This window comes from Pseudomonas sp. B20 (genome assembly GCF_020515755.1).
Lineage (GTDB): Bacteria > Pseudomonadota > Gammaproteobacteria > Pseudomonadales > Pseudomonadaceae > Aquipseudomonas > Aquipseudomonas syringae.
The window spans coordinates 53,283-71,934 of sequence record NZ_JAHPJG010000022.1; the positions used below are offsets into that span (position 1 = coordinate 53,283).

Consider the following 18,652-nt stretch of genomic DNA (forward strand, 5'->3'; position numbering starts at 1 on the left):
CAAGTGGCCCTAAATGGGCAAGCGCCTACAGGCATTGGAGAATCGCCTGATATTATTTTTTGTGATGATGAGATAGTCGATAAACGCTTGAACAGGCTGTAACAAGCTTGATAAATATGACTGATAGGTCAGGAATTTTATGGGTTCGACGGAGCACGAATGCGTTGGGTAATGACCCGGCTTACTCACCTGCGATAAATAGCACTTCGCAAGCCTTGCCACAGGTCAAGGTGATACTTTTCCCCGCCACACAAACGCAAAAAGCCCCGACGAGTCGGGGCTTTTGTTGAAGCGCAGCAGCCTGAATATTCAGGCTTGGTAAATCAGTCGTCGCGGCTCATGATGCCGAAGATCTGCAGCAGGCTGATGAACAGGTTGTAGATCGACACATACAGGCTGACCGTCGCCATGATGTAGTTACGCTCGCCACCCTGAATGATCGCGCTGGTCTGGAACAGAATGCACACCGACGAGAACAGCACGAAGCCCGCGCTGATAGCCAGTTGCAGACCGCTGATCTGGAAGAACATACCGGCCACTACCGCACCCAGCAGTACGAAGAAACCTGCGGTGATGAAACCACCCAGGAAGCTCATGTCCTTGCGGGTAATCAGTACGTAGGCTGACAGGCCGCCGAATACCAGAGCCGTCATCGCGAAGGCGGAGCTGACCACTTCAGCACCACCGGCCATGCCCAGGTAACGGTTGAGGATCGGGCCCAGCAGGAAACCCATGAAACCTGTCAGGGCGAAGGTCGACACCAGACCCCAGACCGAATCACGCAGCTTGTTGGTCAGGAAGAACAGACCGTAGAAGCCGATCAGCACCACGAAAATGTTCGGGTAGCCGACGCGCATCTGCTGAGCGACGAAGGCCATGACACCGCTGAAAGCCAGTGTCAGGGCGAGAAGACCGTAAGTATTGCGCAGGACACGACTAACCTCGAGCTGGTCGGCCTGCATGCCGGTTTTAAGGCTGTAATCCTGTTCGCGCATGGCGAAACTCCTTGCTGTTGAAATGTTGAGTTGCAAAGATCATAACAGAGGCGCTGCAACTGGCTAGTCACAGAGTTTGACAGCTTGTTTCATTCCGGTATTATGGCGCCCGCAACGAAGTGGAGGTATGGCCGAGTGGTTTAAGGCAGCAGTCTTGAAAACTGCCGACTGTAACAGGTCCTAGAGTTCGAATCTCTATGCCTCCGCCATATTTGGCAGCGCAAAGCCCTGATTATTCAGGGCTTTGTCGTTTCTGGGGTCTGGCCAATGCCTCCGCAAGCTCATCAGCCCATACTTGGCCCACGCTGACAAAATGTGGATACTGCCAGTTTGCCAGCCGATGAACCATGGAAGACCCCAATGGCCCCCAGCAGAACGTTTGTCCATCCTGTTGGAGGCACGCAACCCCATGCGGATGAGATTCGGCGCGCTATCAAGGCTGATGGTCACGATTCAGCGCCAGCCACCTTTGGAATAGACCGTATCGATGAAGGGCTCGAACGCCTTGCGATCGGCCGATATGCCCGCTTCAGTAGAGCGTCAGACAATCTCGCGGGCGGCACTCAGCCGTTAGCCGACCCTATCCATACCACGGTTTCCGATGGGCACCACGCCGACCTGGCCATAGGGCGCTATGCGCGCTTCAGCAGACCGTCTCCCAACCTGGTTGGCGGTACGCAACCCCGGGCGGAAACGCCGTCGGAACAGGCACCCTCGCCCTTCACCCCGCAGATGCGCCATCCAGAGCGTGAATCCGAGTTCTTTACCATCCGGCAGGACTCACCCGGCGCCAACTCGTTCAGCATCCCCAAGGCACCTGATCGCCCGGCGAAAGCCAGATGGCTGCGTTCAGGGGAGCCGCTCACCGTGGCCGATATCACCTTGCCCGGCGGCATGATCTACACAGGCACGCAAAACCCCGAATTCAGACTATCCGAACCCTCTTTCATAGACGCAGCTTTGCCGGTGGCCGGTTCCGACACGCCTCCCGTTGCGGGAGCGGCCTACTATTGGTCGACCTACAAAGATCTTGAACCTGCCGCGCGCAGGGGCTATCTGCAGTGGCTGGCGGGGGGACGTTGTGATCCTGAGGCAAGCAGTGGTTACCTGTTCATGTTTTTCCACGGCCTTGAACGGCGTTTACTGATCGACAGCCTTTCTGATCCCGATGCACGAAAAGAGATTCCCGCGATAAAAGAGGAAATCGAGCGTTTGCGGACTGTTTATCATCGGGATCTTTCGTTTTATAACCAGGCTTCGCGGCTTCTCGAATACCTGAACATGCCTGTCATTTCAGGGCAGATGTATTTGCGCGAGCCACCAATGGAGTCGGCCGACCGCTATGAAATGCCCATCGTGCTGCGAGTGGCGCTGGGCCAGATGGCCATCGACAAATACCCGTTGAACGCATCCTGGGCCTTATCCTGGGCGCTGACGGATCCGAATATCTCGCGTGGCAAACCTGTTGGCAGATGCGCAGATCTGTTTCAGCGCCTGTTCAGAGCCGAATATGAAGAGCAGTTTCCCGATGGCCTGAAGCTGCTGAGGAACAAGACCCGACTATGGGTCGCCTATCGCCCATCGTCCGCCTACCTCGATGTACCGGAAATACCGGTGGGTGATCTGCCAGACGTCAGCATTACGTCCGCCACCCGCAAGAAAATCCAGGTCCTCGTGCAGGGCTGTGCTTCAGTGCTCGCACCATTCAGTCGGTACATGGGCCGCAATGCCGATGATCTCGATAAGCATGAGTCGTTGGAGGCGCTGCTATTGCTGCCGGTGCCGCTATGGCCCGAATACGCCAGACACGAACTGCGACAGCTTCAATCGGAAGTCAGGACGGGTACGAAGCTGATGACGCTTGATCAACTGGCCATACGTTTCAAGTCTGACGGCGCCCAGGTACGCAACCAGATCATCGCGCTGATAAAAGTGCTTGAAGACATGCACGTAGGAATGGAACCGGATGTGCTGGCAGGCAATCGTGCGCCCAAGCCTGAGGACAGCATCGTTTTGTTCGCGACCGAGCCCGATCCAGGCATGTCGCGGGTGACAGTGGACTACAACGTGGCTGTCGTCACTCTGGATCTCGCCAGCAGCGTGGCAACGGTTGATGGCGGCACGAGCCAGCATGCCGTTGCACTGCTCGAACGGCATATCGACTCATGGGGGCATCTGCGTGTCGCGCATCGAACACGTCTCAAGGCGTATCTGTTGATGCAACTGCAGCAGCCGCCCAACCTGGCAAGCCTGAAAAAGAAGCTGGGTTCGCTGAATCAGGAGGAAAAGCAGACCATCGTCGGTTGCCTGACTCACCTTGCCCACGCTGACGGAGCGGTTACGCCTGAGAAAGTCAGGTTACTTGAGCGGATCTACAGGACACTTCAACTCGATCCACACGCCCTTTACAGCAACCTCCATGGTGCTGCGACCGGTTTGCAGACAGGACAAGCCTCGACAGCGCTGTCAGCCACTACAGCAACAGGCCCCGACAAGAAGCCAGGCTCCGGAATCGTGCTGGACATGGGCAGGGTTGCCCAGTTGCGACGCGAAACGGCAGAGGTGTCGGCGCTGCTGGCTGATGTTTTTCGCAACGATCAGGAAGACGAACAGCAGGACGACACGCAGATAGCCGAAAACGATGCTTCACAAGACACCCCAGACACTGGCGCCCATCTCCATGGACTGGATGCGGGGCACTCTGAGTTTCTGCGCCTGCTGGTCTCGCGCAACCAATGGAGTCGACGAGAGCTGGAAATCGCGACGGCAGGTATGGTGTTGATGCTCGACGGTGCACTGGAGCAAATCAACGATATGGCATTCGAATTGTTCGACATGCCGGTTTCCGAGGGCGATGACCCTATCGAAATCAACCCGGATATTTTAAGCGAGCTTGCCCTATGAACAAGATACGAGCCAAGGATCGCGATGCGGTCATTCAATCACTGCGCGCAGGTGTCGTTCCTCGTGTCGGGCAGCACTTGATCCAGGTCGGACGGGCGGGTGAGCTGGCAGCTCTTATCAAGGATGTCGACCGGCTGGCCGAAGGCGGTTCTGCCTTTCGTATCGTGGTCGGCGAGTATGGCGCGGGCAAGACCTTCTTCCTCAATCTGGTCAGAGGCATTGCGATGGAACGCAAGCTGGTGACGATGCACGCTGATCTGAACCCCGATCGGCGCCTGCATGCCTCAGGCGGTCAGGCGCGCTCCCTGTACGCGGAGCTTGCCAAGAACATGTCTACACGCACCAAGCCGGACGGCGGCGCGCTTCAGGGTATCGTCGAAAAGTTTATTTCCCAGGCCAGAACCCACGCGAGCAGCAAAGGCGTAGACAGCGAGACCGTCATACGCCAGAACCTCGCCGAGCTTACCGAAATGGTCAACGGCTATGACTTTGCCGAAGTCATAGCCGCTTACTGCCGTGGCTTTAACGAAGGCAACGAACAGCTGAAAGCCGATGCAATACGCTGGCTTCGCGGGGAGTTCACCACCAGAACGGATGCACGAGCGGCCCTGGGGGTCAGAAGCATCGTTGACGACGCGTCCGTTTACGATCAGCTCAAACTGCTTTCCCGATTTGTGCGTCTGGCAGGCTTCGGCGGGCTTATGGTGTGCCTGGACGAACTGGTCAACCTCTACAAGCTTGCCAACACGCAGGCTCGCAATGCGAACTACGAACAGATCCTGCGCATCCTCAATGACTCACTGCAAGGGTCGACTGACGGACTGGGCTTCGTTCTGGGCGGCACGCCGGAATTCCTGATGGACACTCGCCGCGGCCTCTACAGCTACCCGGCTTTACAGTCGCGCCTGGCAGAAAACACCTTTGCCAAGGCCGGCTACGTCGACCTTTCCGGCCCTGTCATTCGGCTGACCAGCCTGACCCCGGAGGACTTCTATGTCCTGCTGCTGAACCTGCGTAATGTTTATGCCTACGGCGATGCGGAACACTACCTGCTTCCGGAAGAGGCCATCCCGGCCTTCATCGAGCACTGCGGTCAGCGTCTGGGCGAGGCTTACTTTCGAACGCCACGCACCACCATCACCGCGTTCATCAACCTGCTGGCGGTTCTTGAGCAAAACCCTGAGGCCGACTGGAGAAACCTTTTGGGCGCCATTGACATTGCCAGGGATGACGGCGGCAAAAGTGATTTCACTGTAGAGGCCGATGATGAACTCACAAGCTTCAAGCTCTGACTCATCCGCATTCGAACGGCTTCACCCCGATGTACAACAATGGGTGTGGTCGCAAGGCTGGACATCGCTCAGGGATGCTCAGGAATGGGCCATACCTGCGCTGATCGACGCTGATCGCGACGTCATCATTGCGGCCTCCACTGCAGCGGGCAAGACCGAGGCGGCGTTTCTGCCCATTCTGACCCATTTGCTCAACAACACCGATGCGCCAGGCGCTGTGCTCTATATCAGCCCGCTCAAGGCCTTGATCAATGATCAGTGGGACAGGCTGACACGTCTTTGCGAGCGCCTGGAAATTCCGGTGGTCGGCTGGCACGGGGACGTTTCGGCAAGCAGGAAGCACCGCTTTCTGAAATCGCCCAGAGGGATCCTGCTCATAACCCCAGAATCGCTGGAAGCCCTGTTCGTGAACCGGGGCTCAGCGCTTGCGGGGCTCTTTCAGCCCCTTCGCTATATCGTCATCGACGAATTACACGCGTTCATCGGCAGCGAGCGCGGTAAACAATTGCAGTCCCTGATGCACCGCGTAGAAACGGTTGTCGGCAAAAAGCTGCCACGCGTAGGCCTGTCTGCGACTCTGGGCGAGATGGCACTCGCCCGCGAGTTCCTCCGTCCGGGTCAAGGCCGACGCATGGACGAAATCATTTCTCGAGCCTCGGGCCAGGACCTTCAGGTTCAGGTACGCGGTTACACCATGCTGCCGATGAAGAAACTGACAGCAAACCTGCAGATGGTCGTGACAAAAGACGATGGCAACGATGATCAGGACGAAGAGCAGGAAGAGGATGTCTCCGGGACCAGGCACGCCATAGCCGCGCATATGTACAAGGTGTTGCGTGGCAGTAACAACCTGATCTTTCCCAACAGCCGCGACAAGGTTGAATGGTACGCCGACCGGCTGCGGCACTTGTGCGAAAACGACGGTTTGCCGAACGAGTTCCTGCCTCACCACGGAAGCTTGTCCCGAGACTTGCGTGAAGATACGGAGCGAGCACTGAAAGCGGGTAGCCCGCCCGCCTCGGCCGTCTGCACCACGACCCTCGAACTTGGCATCGATATCGGCAACATCAAAGCAGTTGCGCAGATCGGCCCTCCGCCATCAGTGGCCAGCCTGCGCCAGCGACTCGGTCGCTCCGGACGTCGCGCAGGTGAGCCTGCCACACTTCGCGCCTATTGCCAGGAAGACACCCTGACACCTGATTCGGACCTCTCGGATCAGCTCCGGCAAAACCTGGTGCAGACGATCGCCATGATTCGATTGTTGATCGAGAAGTGGTTCGAACCTCCGAGAGCCAACGGCCTGCACGCCTCGACGCTGGTTCAGCAATGCCTGTCGACGATTGCACAGCAAGGTGGTGCACATGCCTCGCAACTGTGGAATGAGCTGATCGCGAGCGGAACATTTGCAGCCGTTGATAAAACCGACTTCATGGCCCTTCTCAAGGCGCTGGGTGAAAAGAAACTGATCGTCCAGGACAGCTCTGGCCTGCTATTGCCTGGCGAAATCGGTGAAAAGCTGGTCAACCACTATGAGTTTTACAGTGCATTCAGCAGCGATGAGGAATTCAGACTGCTTCGCGATGGCAAGCCGTTGGGTTCCATTCCTGTCAGTCGCCCGCTGACCCTGGGGCAACGCATCATCTTCGCAGGCAAACGCTGGCAGGTCATGGATGTAGACCTGGAAAAGAAAGTCATTGCGGTCAGACGCGCACGTGGCGGCGAACCTCCGGTATTCGACGGGCTGGGCGCCAAGATCCATGACCGGGTGCGTGAAGAAATGCGCGCGGTACTGACGGAGGTCACGCCCTGCCCGTTCCTTGATGCCAATGCACAAGCCCTGCTGGCGGAAGCGCGCCAGACCTTTCACCGGCTGGGGCTGGCTGACCAGCGCCTGACGGGTTCGACCTCAAGCAGCTACCTGCTGACCTGGGCGGGCGACTACACCAATGATGCGCTGTGCCTGCTACTCAACCAGGCTGGGGTCATGTGCACAGCTTCGGGGTTGGTACTGGAAATCAGTGCTTCTCAGGAAAGTGTGCGGGCAGCACTGGCCAGAATTGCAGAGCTGGATGCGACCGATGTGGAGCCCCTGTTGAAAGATGTGAAGAATCTGATCCGGGAAAAGTGGGACTGGGCCCTGCCAAAATCGCTGTTGATCAAATCATTTGCCTCCAGCCAGCTGGATATACCCAACGCGATTGCGCTTGCCAAGACATTGACGACCTGACGGCAGGCCTGGCGGCTCGGCCCGCGCCGTCTGATATATTGATGCGCATCCCGTATTAATAGATCGACCTTCAAATGCCCATCAATTTCGACCTCAACGACCTCCAGGCATTTCGTGCCGTGGTCGAGAATGGCAGCTTCCGCAAGGCCGCTGAAACCGTGCAGATCACCCAGCCTGCGCTCAGTCGGCGAATAGAAAAGCTCGAGTCTGCGCTGAATGTGAAGCTGTTCGAGCGGACCACCCGCAGGGTCAGTCTGACCACGGTCGGCCGCGCATTTCTGCCTCAGGTCGAGCGCATTCTGGACGATCTGGACAGCGCATTGATGACCATCGAAGGCGTCGGCTCCACACGAATGGGCAGCGTGACGATTGCCTGCGTGCCTTCAGCCGCCTATTACTTCATGCCGCAGGTCATCAGCGCCTTCCACCGGCTGTTTCCGAAAATCAGAATTCGGGTCATGGACGCCAGCGCCAATGAGGTCAACAGTGCGGTTGCCTTGGGCGAAGCCGATTTCGGGGTGAGTTTCAGCGGCAATCTGGCACCGGAGGTGGATTTCGAACTGCTGCTGCAAGAACGCTACGTGATGGCCTGCAGGCGGGATCACCCGCTGGCAACGTGCGACAGCGTCAGTTGGGAAGAGATGTACCGCCACGACTACATCGGCCTGGACATCACCTCGGGTAATCGTCTGGTGCTGGATCAGGCGCTGGCACCGTCGCGCCCGCACAAGGAAAGCATCTGCGAAACCCGTCATGTCACGACCATGATCGGCCTGGTGGAAGCCGGGCTTGGCGTGGCTGCGGTGCCTTCGATCGCGATGCCGATGACCGCTCACCCGTTTCTGGTGAGCGTGCCATTGGTTGCGCCCGAGGTGATTCGCAACGTAGGGCTGATCAAGCGTCGTGGCAGGACCTTGACACCGGCAGCCCTCGAGCTGGAGCAACTGGTCAGGAAAATGCCGTCACGCTCAGCGGGGAACTGAATCCAGACCGGTAGACTGCACTGCAGCCTGGGCTTTCGGGGAGGCCAGGTAATCCAGCAAGGCCTTCGCCTCTTTCGGGTGCTCGGCATTGACCGGGATGCCCGCGGCATAACGGGTAACCGACTGAACATCTTCCGGGATCTTCGCCACGAACGTCACGCCGGGAATCGGCAGCAGCTCGGCAACCTGTTGAAAGCCGACCTCGTAGTCGCCCTTGGCAACCACCGAAGCAACCGGGATGCGCTCGATCATCTTGCCCTTCGGCGCGAGCTCCTTCTCGATACCGAGCTTTTTGAAAAGCTCTTTTTCGATGTACACGCCACTGGCGCTGTCGGAGTAAGCGACCGACCTGGCCTTGAGCAAGGTCGCCTTGAGCTCACTGTCGGTGCCAATCGCAGGCTTGGCCGCACCCTCCTTCACCACCATTCCGATCCGCGAGTCAGCCAGCTCGACACGCGATGCCGGGTCTACCTTGCCTTGCTTGATCAGATCATCCAGCGCATAGCCGACCATGATCACCACATCGGCGTGCTCGCCACGGGCCAGACGATTGGGAATGGCCTCGGGCGCCTTGCCCATCGATGGGCCGAGAATGGTGTCCAGCGAGTCCCCGGAAGACGCCGCGTATTGCGGTCCGAGCAGTTTGTACGCAGCCGTAAAGCCGCCGGAGGTCATGACCTTGAGCTGTTCAGCCTGCGCCGCCGCACTGACCGCGATACAGCCGAGAAAAAGCGCGGCCAATTGAGTTTTGTATAACGATTTCATAGCGATTTTCCTTGATTAAACAGCCAGTTGCGGGCGGGTCGAGATGTGCCGGTAGAGCACCAGTGTGGCACCCAACGCACAGGCTGCAGCGAACGTCATCCAGTAAGCAGGTGCAGCCTTGTCTCCGGTCAGGTGAATCAACCAGGTCGAGATCGCCGGGGTGAAACCACCGAAAACCGCCGTCGCCAGGCTGTAGGCCAGCGAGAAACCGGCAACACGCACCTCTACCGGCATGATTTCGGTCAGCGCCGGGATCATCGCGCCGTTATACAAGCCGTAGAGGAACGAGAACCACAACAGCACTTCCAGCATGTGTCCGAAGCTGGGCGCCAGAGCGAGGAAAGACAGCGCCGGGTACGCACTGATGATGGTCAGCAGGGTCATCGCTACCAGCAGTGGCTTGCGCCCGAACCGGTCGCTCAACATGCCGCCGACCGGCAGCCAGATAAAGTTGGAGACACCGACCAGCAAGGTCACCAGAAGTGCATCGGAGGTACTCAGGTTGAGCACGGTTTTGCCGAATGTCGGTGCGTAGATGGTGATCAGGTAAAAGGTGGTAGTGGTCATCGCCACCATCAGCATTCCGGCAATCACCACGCGCCAGTTTTGCAGCAGCGTCGCGAACACCTGTCGCATGGTCGGACGATGAGAGCGAGTGGCGAACGCTTCGGTTTCCTGCAGGCTGCGGCGCAGCAGGAAAATGAACGGGATGATCAGGCAGCCGATGGCGAACGGAATTCTCCAGCCCCAATCAGCGACAGCAGCAGGTTCCATCCATTGGTTCAAGCCGTAACCCAGTGCAGCGGCAACAACGATTGCCACCTGCTGGCTACCTGACTGCCAGCTGGTGTAGAAGCCCTTGCGGCCGGGTGTCGCCATCTCCGCCAGATACACTGACACGCCACCCAACTCGGCACCGGCAGAAAAGCCTTGCAGCAAGCGGCCGACCAATACCAGGGCCGGCGCCCACAGGCCGATGCTTGCGTAACCGGGCACCAGAACGATCAGCAGCGTGCCACTGGCCATGATCGACAGGGTCACAATCAAGCCTTTGCGCCGGCCCACGTCATCGATGTAAGCGCCCAGAATCACGGCACCCAACGGACGCATCAGGAAGCCCGCACCGAAGACCGCGAAGGTCATCATCAGCGAAGCAAACTCACTGCTGGCCGGGAAAAAGGCGGAGGCGATCTGGGTGGCGTAAAAGCCGAACAGGAAGAAGTCGAATTGCTCGAGGAAATTACCGGAGGTGACCCGAAATACCGCGCCTGCCTTCGACCGGGAGGATTCTTTTCGTAATGAGGATGAGCCGTGCATCAGTGTTCTCCAGCGATCTTATTAGAGTGTTGTAAGCGCTTGTGATGGAGGAGTCTGCCGGACACACTTTGAAACGATAAGTGCTATGTTTTCATCGATTGATGCCCACTGAACATCAATCCGGGCGCAAACCGTTGCATCCCGGCCCAGCGCTTGCAGGTCAACACGCGCCAAACTCACACGCCTGCCCTTGAATTCTTTATCATTGCGCATGTTTTGTTGGCAGAGCCGATCATGAAATTCGCCATCTCCCTTTTTTCCGCCGCGCATGCGCCCTCCTCTCGGCGAGCCTTGCAGTTCGCCAGGGCGGTGCTGGCAGGCGGACATGAAATTGTCCGGTTGTTCTTCTATCAGGACGGCGTACACAGCGCGTCCGCCAACGTCGTGACGCCGCAGGACGAGCAGGATATGGCACTGCAGTGGCGTGACTTCATCGTCGAGCACAAGCTGGACGGCGTGGTGTGCATTGCCGCCGCGTTGCGTCGCGGTGTGCTCGACACGCAAGAGGCCGAGCGTTACCAGCGGCCGGCGGCAAACCTGCGCGAGCCATGGGAATTGTCCGGGCTGGGCCAGCTGCACGATGCCGTGCAATCGGCTGATCGCCTGATCTGCTTCGGAGGGCCATGAGATGCCCAGATCACTATTGGTTGTCAGCCGTCAGTCGCCGTGGTCCGGCCCAGGTGCCCGCGAAGCACTGGATATCGTACTGGCGGGCGGAGCATTCGATCTGTCGGTGGGCCTGCTGTTTCTGGACGATGGGGTTTTTCAGTTGTCGCCACAGCAGTCGCCCGACGCTCTGCAACAGAAAGACCTGACCGCAAACCTGAAAGCCCTGCCGATGTTCGGTGTCGAAGACCTTTACGTCTGCGGGCAGAGCCTGGCCGAGCGCGGCATCTCTCCTGGCGCATTGAGCGAAGAGCTGAGCCAATTGACTACGCGCGCGGAATTGTCAGCGCTTTTTGACCGCTACGACGAGGTGATCACGATCTGATGGCTACTTTGCACGTTGTCTCTCACTCGCCGTTCGCCGACACCCGGCTGGACAGTTGCCTGCGCTTGCTGGGCAACGATGATGGCGTACTGCTCTGTGGCGATGCCACCTATGCGCTGATGCCATCCAGTGCGCAGCTCAAAGCCCTTCAGTCGTTGGTCGACTCATCGCAACTGTTCGCCCTCGACGAAGACCTCAGCGCACGCAATCTCCCCCTCCCTGCCGGAGTCAGCAGCATCGATTACCCGGCGTTCGTGGAGCTGTCGCTGCGCTTCGACAAGGTCAATACCTGGTTATGAAACAGTTGAACATTAACGGGCGCAGCATCGAACTGGACAAGGATGGTTTTCTGCAAGACCTCAGCGACTGGTCGCTGGACGTCGCCCACGCCTTGTCTGCCGAGGAAGGTATCGAGCTGAGTGCCGAGCACCTTGAAATCCTTGAGCTGCTGCGAGGTTTTTACGCCGAGTTCCAGCTTTCGCCCGCGACGCGGCCGCTGATCAAATACACCGCGCTGAAGCTGGGTGCGGAAAAAGGCAACAGCATGCACCTCAATCGCCTGTTCAACGGCACTCCCGCCAAACTCGCCGCCAAGCTGGCGGGCCTGCCCAAGCCGACCAATTGCATATGAATGATTACGCTGCGCTTGTCACTGAAACACCAGAAGAGCATCCCTTTGCGACCTTCGTTCGCATTCTGGGCAAAGGCAAACGTGGCGCGCGCAACCTGACTCGCGAGGAAGCACGGGAAGCCATGGGCATGTTGCTCGATGAAAAAGTCGAGGACACCCAGCTTGGCGCTTTTCTGATGCTGCTGCGTCATAAGGAAGAAAGCCCCGAGGAGCTGGCGGGGTTTACCGAGGCGGTGCGTGAACGTCTGCATGCTCCCGACATGCAGGTCGACATCGACTGGCCGACCTACGCCGGGAAAAAGCGTCACCTGCCCTGGTATCTGCTGGCAGCCAAATGCCTGGCGCAAAACGGCGTCAGGATCCTCCTGCACGGCGGCGGTGCGCATACCGCAGGGCGTCTGTACACCGAGCAGTTGCTCGATCTGCTGAAGATACCGCTGTGCCGCAACTGGTCAGCGGTCAAGACTTCGCTCGAGCAAGACCATCTGGCGTTCATTCCGCTCGCTGACTGGGCACCGCAGTTGCAGCGCATGATCGATCTGCGCAACACGCTGGGGCTACGCTCGCCGATTCATTCGCTGGCACGCATTCTCAATCCGCTGCAGGCGCGTTGCGGTCTGCAAAGCATTTTTCACCCGGGCTATCAGAGCGTGCATCGCGATGCCAGCAGCCTGCTCGGCGACAACGCCATCGTGGTCAAGGGTGACGGCGGCGAAATCGAGATCAACCCCGACACCATCAGCCACCTGTACGGCACCACCGGCGGCCAGCCGTGGGATGAAGAATGGCCAGCGCTCTCACCACGCCGCCACGTAAAACCGGCGACACTCGACCCGCAGCAACTGCTGGCCTTGTGGCGAGGAGAAATCGAAGACAGTTACCCGCAACTGGCATTGATATCGACCATGGCGCTCGCCCTTCGCGGCCTGGGCGTCGATCGTGACGAGGCCTTCGCCCAGGCACAGGTATTCTGGGATCGCCGCGACATCAATCTGTGACCCTTCGGCCTTTTGACAATGAAAGGCCGTAATACAGTCGAACCGATGCACCTGCGCTGACCTCCAAGCTCTATAACCTGGGAATGGGAGTCAGACATGGGCCTTCTGGTCGAAGGACGCTGGCAAGACCAGTGGTACGAAAGCAGCAAAGATGGCGCATTTCAGCGCGAAAATGCGCAGCGACGCAATTGGGTCACGCCCGATGGACAGCCGGGACCGTCCGGTGCAGGCGGGTTTGCTGCGCAGGCGGGCCGCTATCACCTGTACGTGTCTCTGGCTTGCCCGTGGGCACACCGCACGCTTATTTTGCGCAAGCTCAAGGGCCTGGAAGGCCTTATCGATGTATCGGTAGTCAGTTGGCTGATGCTGGAAGACGGCTGGACCTTCGATCAGCAGAAAGGCTCCAGCGGCGATGCCCTGGATGACCTGCAGTTCCTTCACCAGCGCTATACCGCCGACGACCCTCGATACACCGGCCGCGTCACCGTTCCGGTGCTGTGGGACAAGCAGCAGCAATGCATCGTCAGCAACGAATCTGCGGAAATCGTCCGCATGTTCAATTCTGCATTCGACGAGCTGACCGGCAATACGCTGGATTTCTACCCGCAAGCGCTACGCGCGAGCATTGACGAGCTCAACGAGCAGATCTACCCGAAGGTCAACAACGGCGTGTACCGGGTTGGTTTCGCCACCTCGCAGGGCGCGTATGAGGAGGCGTTCGACGATGTGTTCGCTGAACTGGACGTGCTGGAAAACCTGCTCGGTGAAAAGCGTTACCTGACAGGCAAACACCTCACCGAAGCCGACATACGCCTGTTCACCACCATCGTGCGCTTCGATGCGGTGTATTACAGCCACTTCAAATGCAACCTGCGGCGCATCGCAGATTACCCCAATCTCAGCAACTGGCTACGCGAGCTGTATCAGTGGCCGGGTATCGCGGAGACGGTAAGTTTCGAACACATCAAAGGGCATTACTACGGGAGCCATCGCACCATCAACCCGACCGGCATCATACCGAAGGGGCCCGCACTCGATCTGCAGGCAGATCACGACCGTGAGCGACTGTCCGGTGAAGGTGTCTGGAACAACTGACGTATGGGAAGAAGTGGTGGATAGCCCGGACGGGCTACCCACCATTGGCATCAGAGAGTCGCCTGAGCGCCCTCGAACCACGCCAGCTTTTCACGCAACTTGACCACCTCACCGATGATCACCAGCGTCGGCGCATGAACATCATGCTCGGCGACCAGCTGCGGCAGGTTTGCCAAAGTACCCGTGAACACACGCTGATTGACGGTGGTGCCCTGCTCGACCAGTGCAGCAGGCGTGTCGGCAGAGCGACCGTGCCGGATCAACTGATCACAGATAACCGGCAAACCGATCAGCCCCATGTAAAACACCAATGTTTGCGCAGGCGCTACCAGGTCTGACCAGGGCAGATCTGTTGTGCCGTTCTTCAAGTGCCCGGTGATGAAACGTACCGATTGCGCATGATCACGGTGCGTCAGCGGTATACCCGCATACGCCGCGCAACCGCTGGCAGCGGTGATGCCAGGCACCACCTGAAACGGGATGCCATGCGCCGCCAGTTCTTCGATTTCCTCGCCGCCACGGCCGAAGATGAACGGATCGCCGCCCTTCAGACGCACCACTCGCTTGCCCTGTTTTGCCAGCGCCACGAGTTGCTGGTTGATCTGCTCCTGCGGAACGGCATGCTCCGCACGGCGTTTGCCAACGTAAACACGCTCTGCATCACGACGGCACAGGTCAAGAATCGTTGGCGCGACCAGGCGGTCATACAGCACCACATCCGCTTGCTGCATCAGGCGCAAGGCGCGGAAAGTCAGCAAATCCGGATCACCGGGACCCGCACCGACCAGATAGACCTCACCGGTCTCGGAAGGCGGCTCGCCAGCAATCTTGGCGATCAGCATACGTTCGGCTTCAGCACCCTGCCCGGCCAGCTGGCGATCGGCAATGGCGCCCTGAAAAACATCTTCCCAGAACGCTCGGCGCTGCTGCACATTCGGAAACAGGCCTTTGACCTGATTGCGAAAGCGCGCAGCCAGTCCGGCGAGCTGCCCGTAGCTGGAGGGAATCCAGGTTTCCAGCTTGGCGCGAATCAAACGCGCCAGCACCGGCGCATCGCCGCCACTGGACACGGCAATCACCAAGGGCGAGCGGTCGACGATGGCCGGAAAGATCACCGTACACAGCGCCGGGGCGTCGACCACGTTGACCGGAACGCAACGCAAGCGGGCATCGCGGGACACCTGCGCATTGAGCGGCTCATCATCCGTCGCAGCAATGATCAGCACGCAACCATCAAGGTCGCATTCGCTGTAGCCGCGCAGGATCATTTCACCGCCGCTCTGGACAACCAGCTCGCTCAGTTGCGCCTCGATTTCCGGCGCAACCACGCGCAGCACTGCACCGGCGTCGGCAATCAGGCGTGATTTGCGCAGCGCAATTTCACCGCCGCCAACCACCAGCACCCGGCTGCCACGCAGGTTATGGAACAGCGGCAGAAATTCCATTTAACCGATGACCTCAAGGCCGCCCATGTACGGCTTGAGCACCTCAGGCACACGAATCGAACCGTCCGCCTGCTGATAGTTCTCCAGCACTGCCACCAGTGTGCGACCTACCGCCAGGCCCGACCCGTTGAGGGTGTGGACCAGCTCCGGCTTGCCGGTTTCCGGGTTGCGCCAGCGAGCCTGCATGCGCCGCGCCTGGAAATCACCGCAGTTGGAGCAGGAAGAGATTTCGCGATATTTGTCCTGGCTCGGAATCCAGACTTCAAGGTCGTAGGTCTTCACCGCACTGAAACCCATGTCGCCGGTGCACAGCGCCAGCGTGCGATAAGGCAGTTCAAGCAGTTGCAGCACGCGTTCGGCGTTGCCGGTCAGCGACTCGAGCGCGGCCATGGAGTCATCAGGCGCAACGATCTGGACCATCTCGACCTTGTCGAACTGGTGCTGGCGAATCATGCCGCGGGTATCACGCCCGGACGCGCCCGCCTCACTGCGGAAGCAAGGGGTATGGGCGACAAACTTGAGAGGCAGCTGTTTGGCATCAAGAATTTCACCCGACACGATATTGGTCAGCGACACTTCGGCAGTCGGGATCAGGTACAGATCGGCCTCGCCTTCGCGGGAGATCTTGAACAGGTCTTCCTCGAACTTGGGTAACTGACCTGTGCCCTGCAACGCTGGTGCCTGCACCAGATACGGCGTGTAAGTCTCTTCGTAGCCGTGCTCGTTGATGTGCAGATTGATCATGAACTGTGCCAGGGCACGGTGCAGACGCGCGATCGGGCCACGCAGCAGCGCAAAGCGCGCGCCGGACAGCTTGGCGGCAGTCTCGAAATCCAGCCAGCCGAACTTCTCGCCCAGCGCGACGTGATCCTTGACCTCGAAATCGAATGACGTCGGCGTACCCCAGCGACGCACTTCGACGTTGCCTTCTTCGTCGGCACCGACCGGCACGGACTCGTGAGGCAGGTTCGGAATGCTCAGCACCAGCGCATCCAGTTCGGCCTGAATGCCGTCCAGCTCGACCTTGCCTTCGCTCAGCTCGTTGCCCATGCGCTCGACATCAGCCATCAACGGCGCAATGTCTTCGCCGCGCTGCTTGGCCTGACCAATGGATTTGGAACGTGCATTGCGCTCGGCCTGCAGCTGTTCGGTGCGGGTCTGCACTACCTTGCGCTGGGCTTCCAGCGATTCAATGCGCGCCACATCCAGCGTGAAACCACGGGAAGCCAGGCGATCCGCTACGTCCTGAAGTTGAGTACGTAACAGTTTGGAATCGAGCATATCGTTCTCTCGTCTATCAAAGTCTGGTCAGGGACAGGCCAGCCCAGGTTGCGAGCAGCCCGCCGAATACGCTGATACCGGCATAGCCGAGGGCCAGCGGTACCTGCCCGCTTTCCAGCAGGCGCAGCGTATCCAGTGAAAAGGATGAAAAGGTCGTCAGACCGCCTACAAAGCCGACAAGCAAGCCGGCACGAATTTCGATGGGCACTTCCGGACGCAGCAGGAACAGTCCGTACAGTACACCGATGATCAGGCACCCGACGATGTTGACCGCCAGCGTCGCCGCATAAAAATAACGTGGCCAGTTGGCGCTGACCCAGGTACCTGTCGCAAAGCGCAATAATGTACCAGCGATCCCGGCAATCGACACCGCAAGAATAGTCTGAATCATCACTTTCTCCGCTTACGAGGGCTGGCATCGTCCAATGCATTCAGATGCCTGAGCTTTTCACCGATCTTGAGCTCCAGACCGCGAGGCACAGGCTGGTAATACTGCCGTGGCTCCAGCTCGTCTGGAAAGTAGTCTTCGCCAGCTGCGTAAGCATCAGGCTCATCATGGGCATAGCGATATTCTTCGCCGTAACCGAGTTGCTTCATCAGCTTGGTAGGCGCATTGCGCAAGTGCAGTGGAACCTCCAGCGAACCGTGCTCGCCCGCTTCGCGCATGGCCGCCTTGAACGCCATGTAGACCGCGTTGCTTTTTGGCGCACAGGCGAGATAGACAATGGCCTGTGCAACCGCCAGCTCGCCCTCGGGACTGCCAAGGCGTTCCTGTACATCCCAGGCGGACATGCACAACGGCAGCGCACGAGGGTCGGCATTGCCGATATCTTCACTGGCCATGCGCACCACGCGGCGCGCCAGATACAGTGGGTCACAGCCACCGTCGATCATCCGCGCAAACCAGTACAGGGCCGCGTCGGGATTGGAACCACGAATCGACTTGTGCAGTGCCGATATCTGGTCGTAGAACGCCTCGCCGCCCTTGTCGAAGCGGCGTCGACTGTCACCCAACAGGCTCTGCAGCAGCCCGACATCGATTTCGCTGCCGTCTTCGGCCAGATCCGAGGCGTTCTCCAGCAGGTTGAGCATGCGCCGACCGTCGCCATCGGCGGCGGACATCAGAATCGCAAACCCCTCATCGCTCAGGGTCAACTGCCGCTTGCCCAGCCCGCGCTCTTCGGTCAGGGCACGATTGACCAGCTTGCGCAGCGCCGCCTCGTCCAGGCTTTTGAGCACGTAGACACGCGCCCGGGACAACAAGGCGTTGTTGAGTTCGAACGAGGGGTTTTCGGTGGTCGCGCCGATAAAGATCAGCGTGCCGTCCTCGACGTAAGGCAGGAAGGCATCCTGCTGTGACTTGTTGAAGCGGTGCACTTCGTCGACGAACAGGATGGTGCGCTTGCCGTACTGTCCGGCCTGCTGCCGGGCGACTTCGACGGCCTGACGGATTTCCTTGACCCCGGCGAGCACCGCCGAAACCGTCTCGAAGTGCGCGTCCGACACTTTGGCCAGCAGCTTCGCCAGGGTGGTCTTGCCCACCCCTGGCGGGCCCCAGAAAATCATCGAGTGCAGTGCGCCTTGCTCCAGCGCCTCACGTAGAGGCTTGCCGTGGGCAAGCACGTGTTCCTGGCCGACATATTCATCCAGGTTGGTAGCACGCAAACGTGCAGCCAGAGGCTGAGCTATCGGTTCGCGGCTGAACAAGTCCATGGTCAGAAATCGGCC

At 59.0% G+C, this 18,652-nt stretch carries 17 protein-coding genes and 1 tRNA gene; 11 read left to right on the top strand and 7 right to left on the bottom strand.

The genetic code is table 11. The features are described from left to right. Positions 1–323: 323 nt before the first annotated feature. Positions 324–995 (bottom strand): Bax inhibitor-1/YccA family protein, encoded by a 672-nt coding sequence (locus tag LIX91_RS20540; protein WP_003317937.1) that lies wholly within the window; start codon positions 993–995, stop codon positions 324–326. Between the two features lie 121 nt (positions 996–1,116). On the opposite strand from LIX91_RS20540, the gene LIX91_RS20545 reads away from it, so the two are divergent. The 5 genes from LIX91_RS20545 (at position 1,117) to LIX91_RS20565 (ending at position 8,401) form a co-directional block, all read left to right on the top strand. Beyond that, positions 1,117–1,204: transfer RNA gene (locus LIX91_RS20545), tRNA-Ser, on the top strand. Between the two features lie 151 nt (positions 1,205–1,355). Further along, a complete protein-coding gene (locus LIX91_RS20550; protein ID WP_226489064.1) occupies positions 1,356–3,899 on the top strand; it encodes a TerB N-terminal domain-containing protein in 2,544 nt (847 codons plus the stop codon). After that, the gene (locus LIX91_RS20555; protein WP_046235384.1) at positions 3,896–5,191 is read left to right on the top strand and encodes an ATP-binding protein; all 1,296 of its coding nucleotides are present in this window, start codon (positions 3,896–3,898) and stop codon (positions 5,189–5,191) included. Before LIX91_RS20550 ends, LIX91_RS20555 begins: the two co-directional genes overlap by 4 nt. A gap of 43 nt (positions 5,192–5,234) precedes the next feature. Next, on the top strand, positions 5,235–7,418 hold the full coding sequence (locus LIX91_RS20560; protein WP_103697159.1) for a DEAD/DEAH box helicase: 2,184 nt from the start codon (positions 5,235–5,237) through the stop codon (positions 7,416–7,418). Between the two features lie 74 nt (positions 7,419–7,492). Further along, positions 7,493–8,401, top strand: coding sequence for a LysR family transcriptional regulator (locus LIX91_RS20565; protein ID WP_003343442.1), 909 nt, complete (start codon positions 7,493–7,495; stop codon positions 8,399–8,401). Here LIX91_RS20565 and LIX91_RS20570 read toward each other — a convergent pair. Both LIX91_RS20570 and LIX91_RS20575 read right to left on the bottom strand, forming a co-directional pair. Beyond that, positions 8,387–9,166 (bottom strand): substrate-binding domain-containing protein, encoded by a 780-nt coding sequence (locus tag LIX91_RS20570; protein WP_103697160.1) that lies wholly within the window; start codon positions 9,164–9,166, stop codon positions 8,387–8,389. The genes LIX91_RS20565 and LIX91_RS20570 overlap by 15 nt on opposite strands. 15 nt (positions 9,167–9,181) lie before the next feature. Next, the gene (locus tag LIX91_RS20575) at positions 9,182–10,483 is read right to left on the bottom strand and encodes an MFS transporter (RefSeq protein WP_226489051.1); all 1,302 of its coding nucleotides are present in this window, start codon (positions 10,481–10,483) and stop codon (positions 9,182–9,184) included. A 234-nt stretch (positions 10,484–10,717) separates the two neighbouring features. Between LIX91_RS20575 and tusD the strand changes: the two genes are divergently transcribed. The 6 genes from tusD (at position 10,718) to LIX91_RS20605 (ending at position 14,198) form a co-directional block, all read left to right on the top strand. Next, on the top strand, positions 10,718–11,110 hold the full coding sequence (gene tusD / locus LIX91_RS20580) for a sulfurtransferase complex subunit TusD (protein WP_003371788.1): 393 nt from the start codon (positions 10,718–10,720) through the stop codon (positions 11,108–11,110). 1 nt (position 11,111) lies between these two features. Continuing rightward, positions 11,112–11,474 (top strand): sulfurtransferase complex subunit TusC, encoded by a 363-nt coding sequence (gene tusC / locus LIX91_RS20585; protein WP_032698760.1) that lies wholly within the window; start codon positions 11,112–11,114, stop codon positions 11,472–11,474. Continuing rightward, a complete protein-coding gene (gene tusB, locus LIX91_RS20590; protein WP_003411630.1) occupies positions 11,474–11,773 on the top strand; it encodes a sulfurtransferase complex subunit TusB in 300 nt (99 codons plus the stop codon). Before tusC ends, tusB begins: the two co-directional genes overlap by 1 nt. Beyond that, positions 11,770–12,105 (top strand): TusE/DsrC/DsvC family sulfur relay protein, encoded by a 336-nt coding sequence (locus LIX91_RS20595; protein WP_003411635.1) that lies wholly within the window; start codon positions 11,770–11,772, stop codon positions 12,103–12,105. The genes tusB and LIX91_RS20595 overlap by 4 nt, the downstream gene beginning before the upstream one ends. Next, the gene (locus LIX91_RS20600) at positions 12,102–13,103 is read left to right on the top strand and encodes a glycosyl transferase family protein (protein WP_024665363.1); all 1,002 of its coding nucleotides are present in this window, start codon (positions 12,102–12,104) and stop codon (positions 13,101–13,103) included. The genes LIX91_RS20595 and LIX91_RS20600 overlap by 4 nt, the downstream gene beginning before the upstream one ends. Before the next feature lie 96 nt (positions 13,104–13,199). Next, a complete protein-coding gene (locus tag LIX91_RS20605; RefSeq protein WP_226489052.1) occupies positions 13,200–14,198 on the top strand; it encodes a glutathione S-transferase family protein in 999 nt (332 codons plus the stop codon). Positions 14,199–14,248: 50 nt separating this feature from the next. On the opposite strand, the gene cysG is transcribed toward LIX91_RS20605, so the two are convergent. The 4 genes from cysG to LIX91_RS20625 are packed head-to-tail and all read right to left on the bottom strand — an operon-like array spanning position 14,249 to position 18,637. After that, a complete protein-coding gene (gene cysG, locus LIX91_RS20610) occupies positions 14,249–15,643 on the bottom strand; it encodes a siroheme synthase CysG (RefSeq protein ID WP_003417582.1) in 1,395 nt (464 codons plus the stop codon). Then, complete coding sequence (gene serS, locus LIX91_RS20615) at positions 15,644–16,924, bottom strand: serine--tRNA ligase (protein ID WP_003317946.1); 1,281 nt, start codon at positions 16,922–16,924, stop codon at positions 15,644–15,646. A gap of 16 nt (positions 16,925–16,940) precedes the next feature. Then, positions 16,941–17,315, bottom strand: coding sequence for a fluoride efflux transporter CrcB (gene crcB, locus LIX91_RS20620; protein WP_003317947.1), 375 nt, complete (start codon positions 17,313–17,315; stop codon positions 16,941–16,943). Beyond that, complete coding sequence (locus LIX91_RS20625) at positions 17,315–18,637, bottom strand: replication-associated recombination protein A (RefSeq protein WP_003405078.1); 1,323 nt, start codon at positions 18,635–18,637, stop codon at positions 17,315–17,317. The genes crcB and LIX91_RS20625 overlap by 1 nt, the downstream gene beginning before the upstream one ends. Positions 18,638–18,652: the final 15 nt, after the last annotated feature.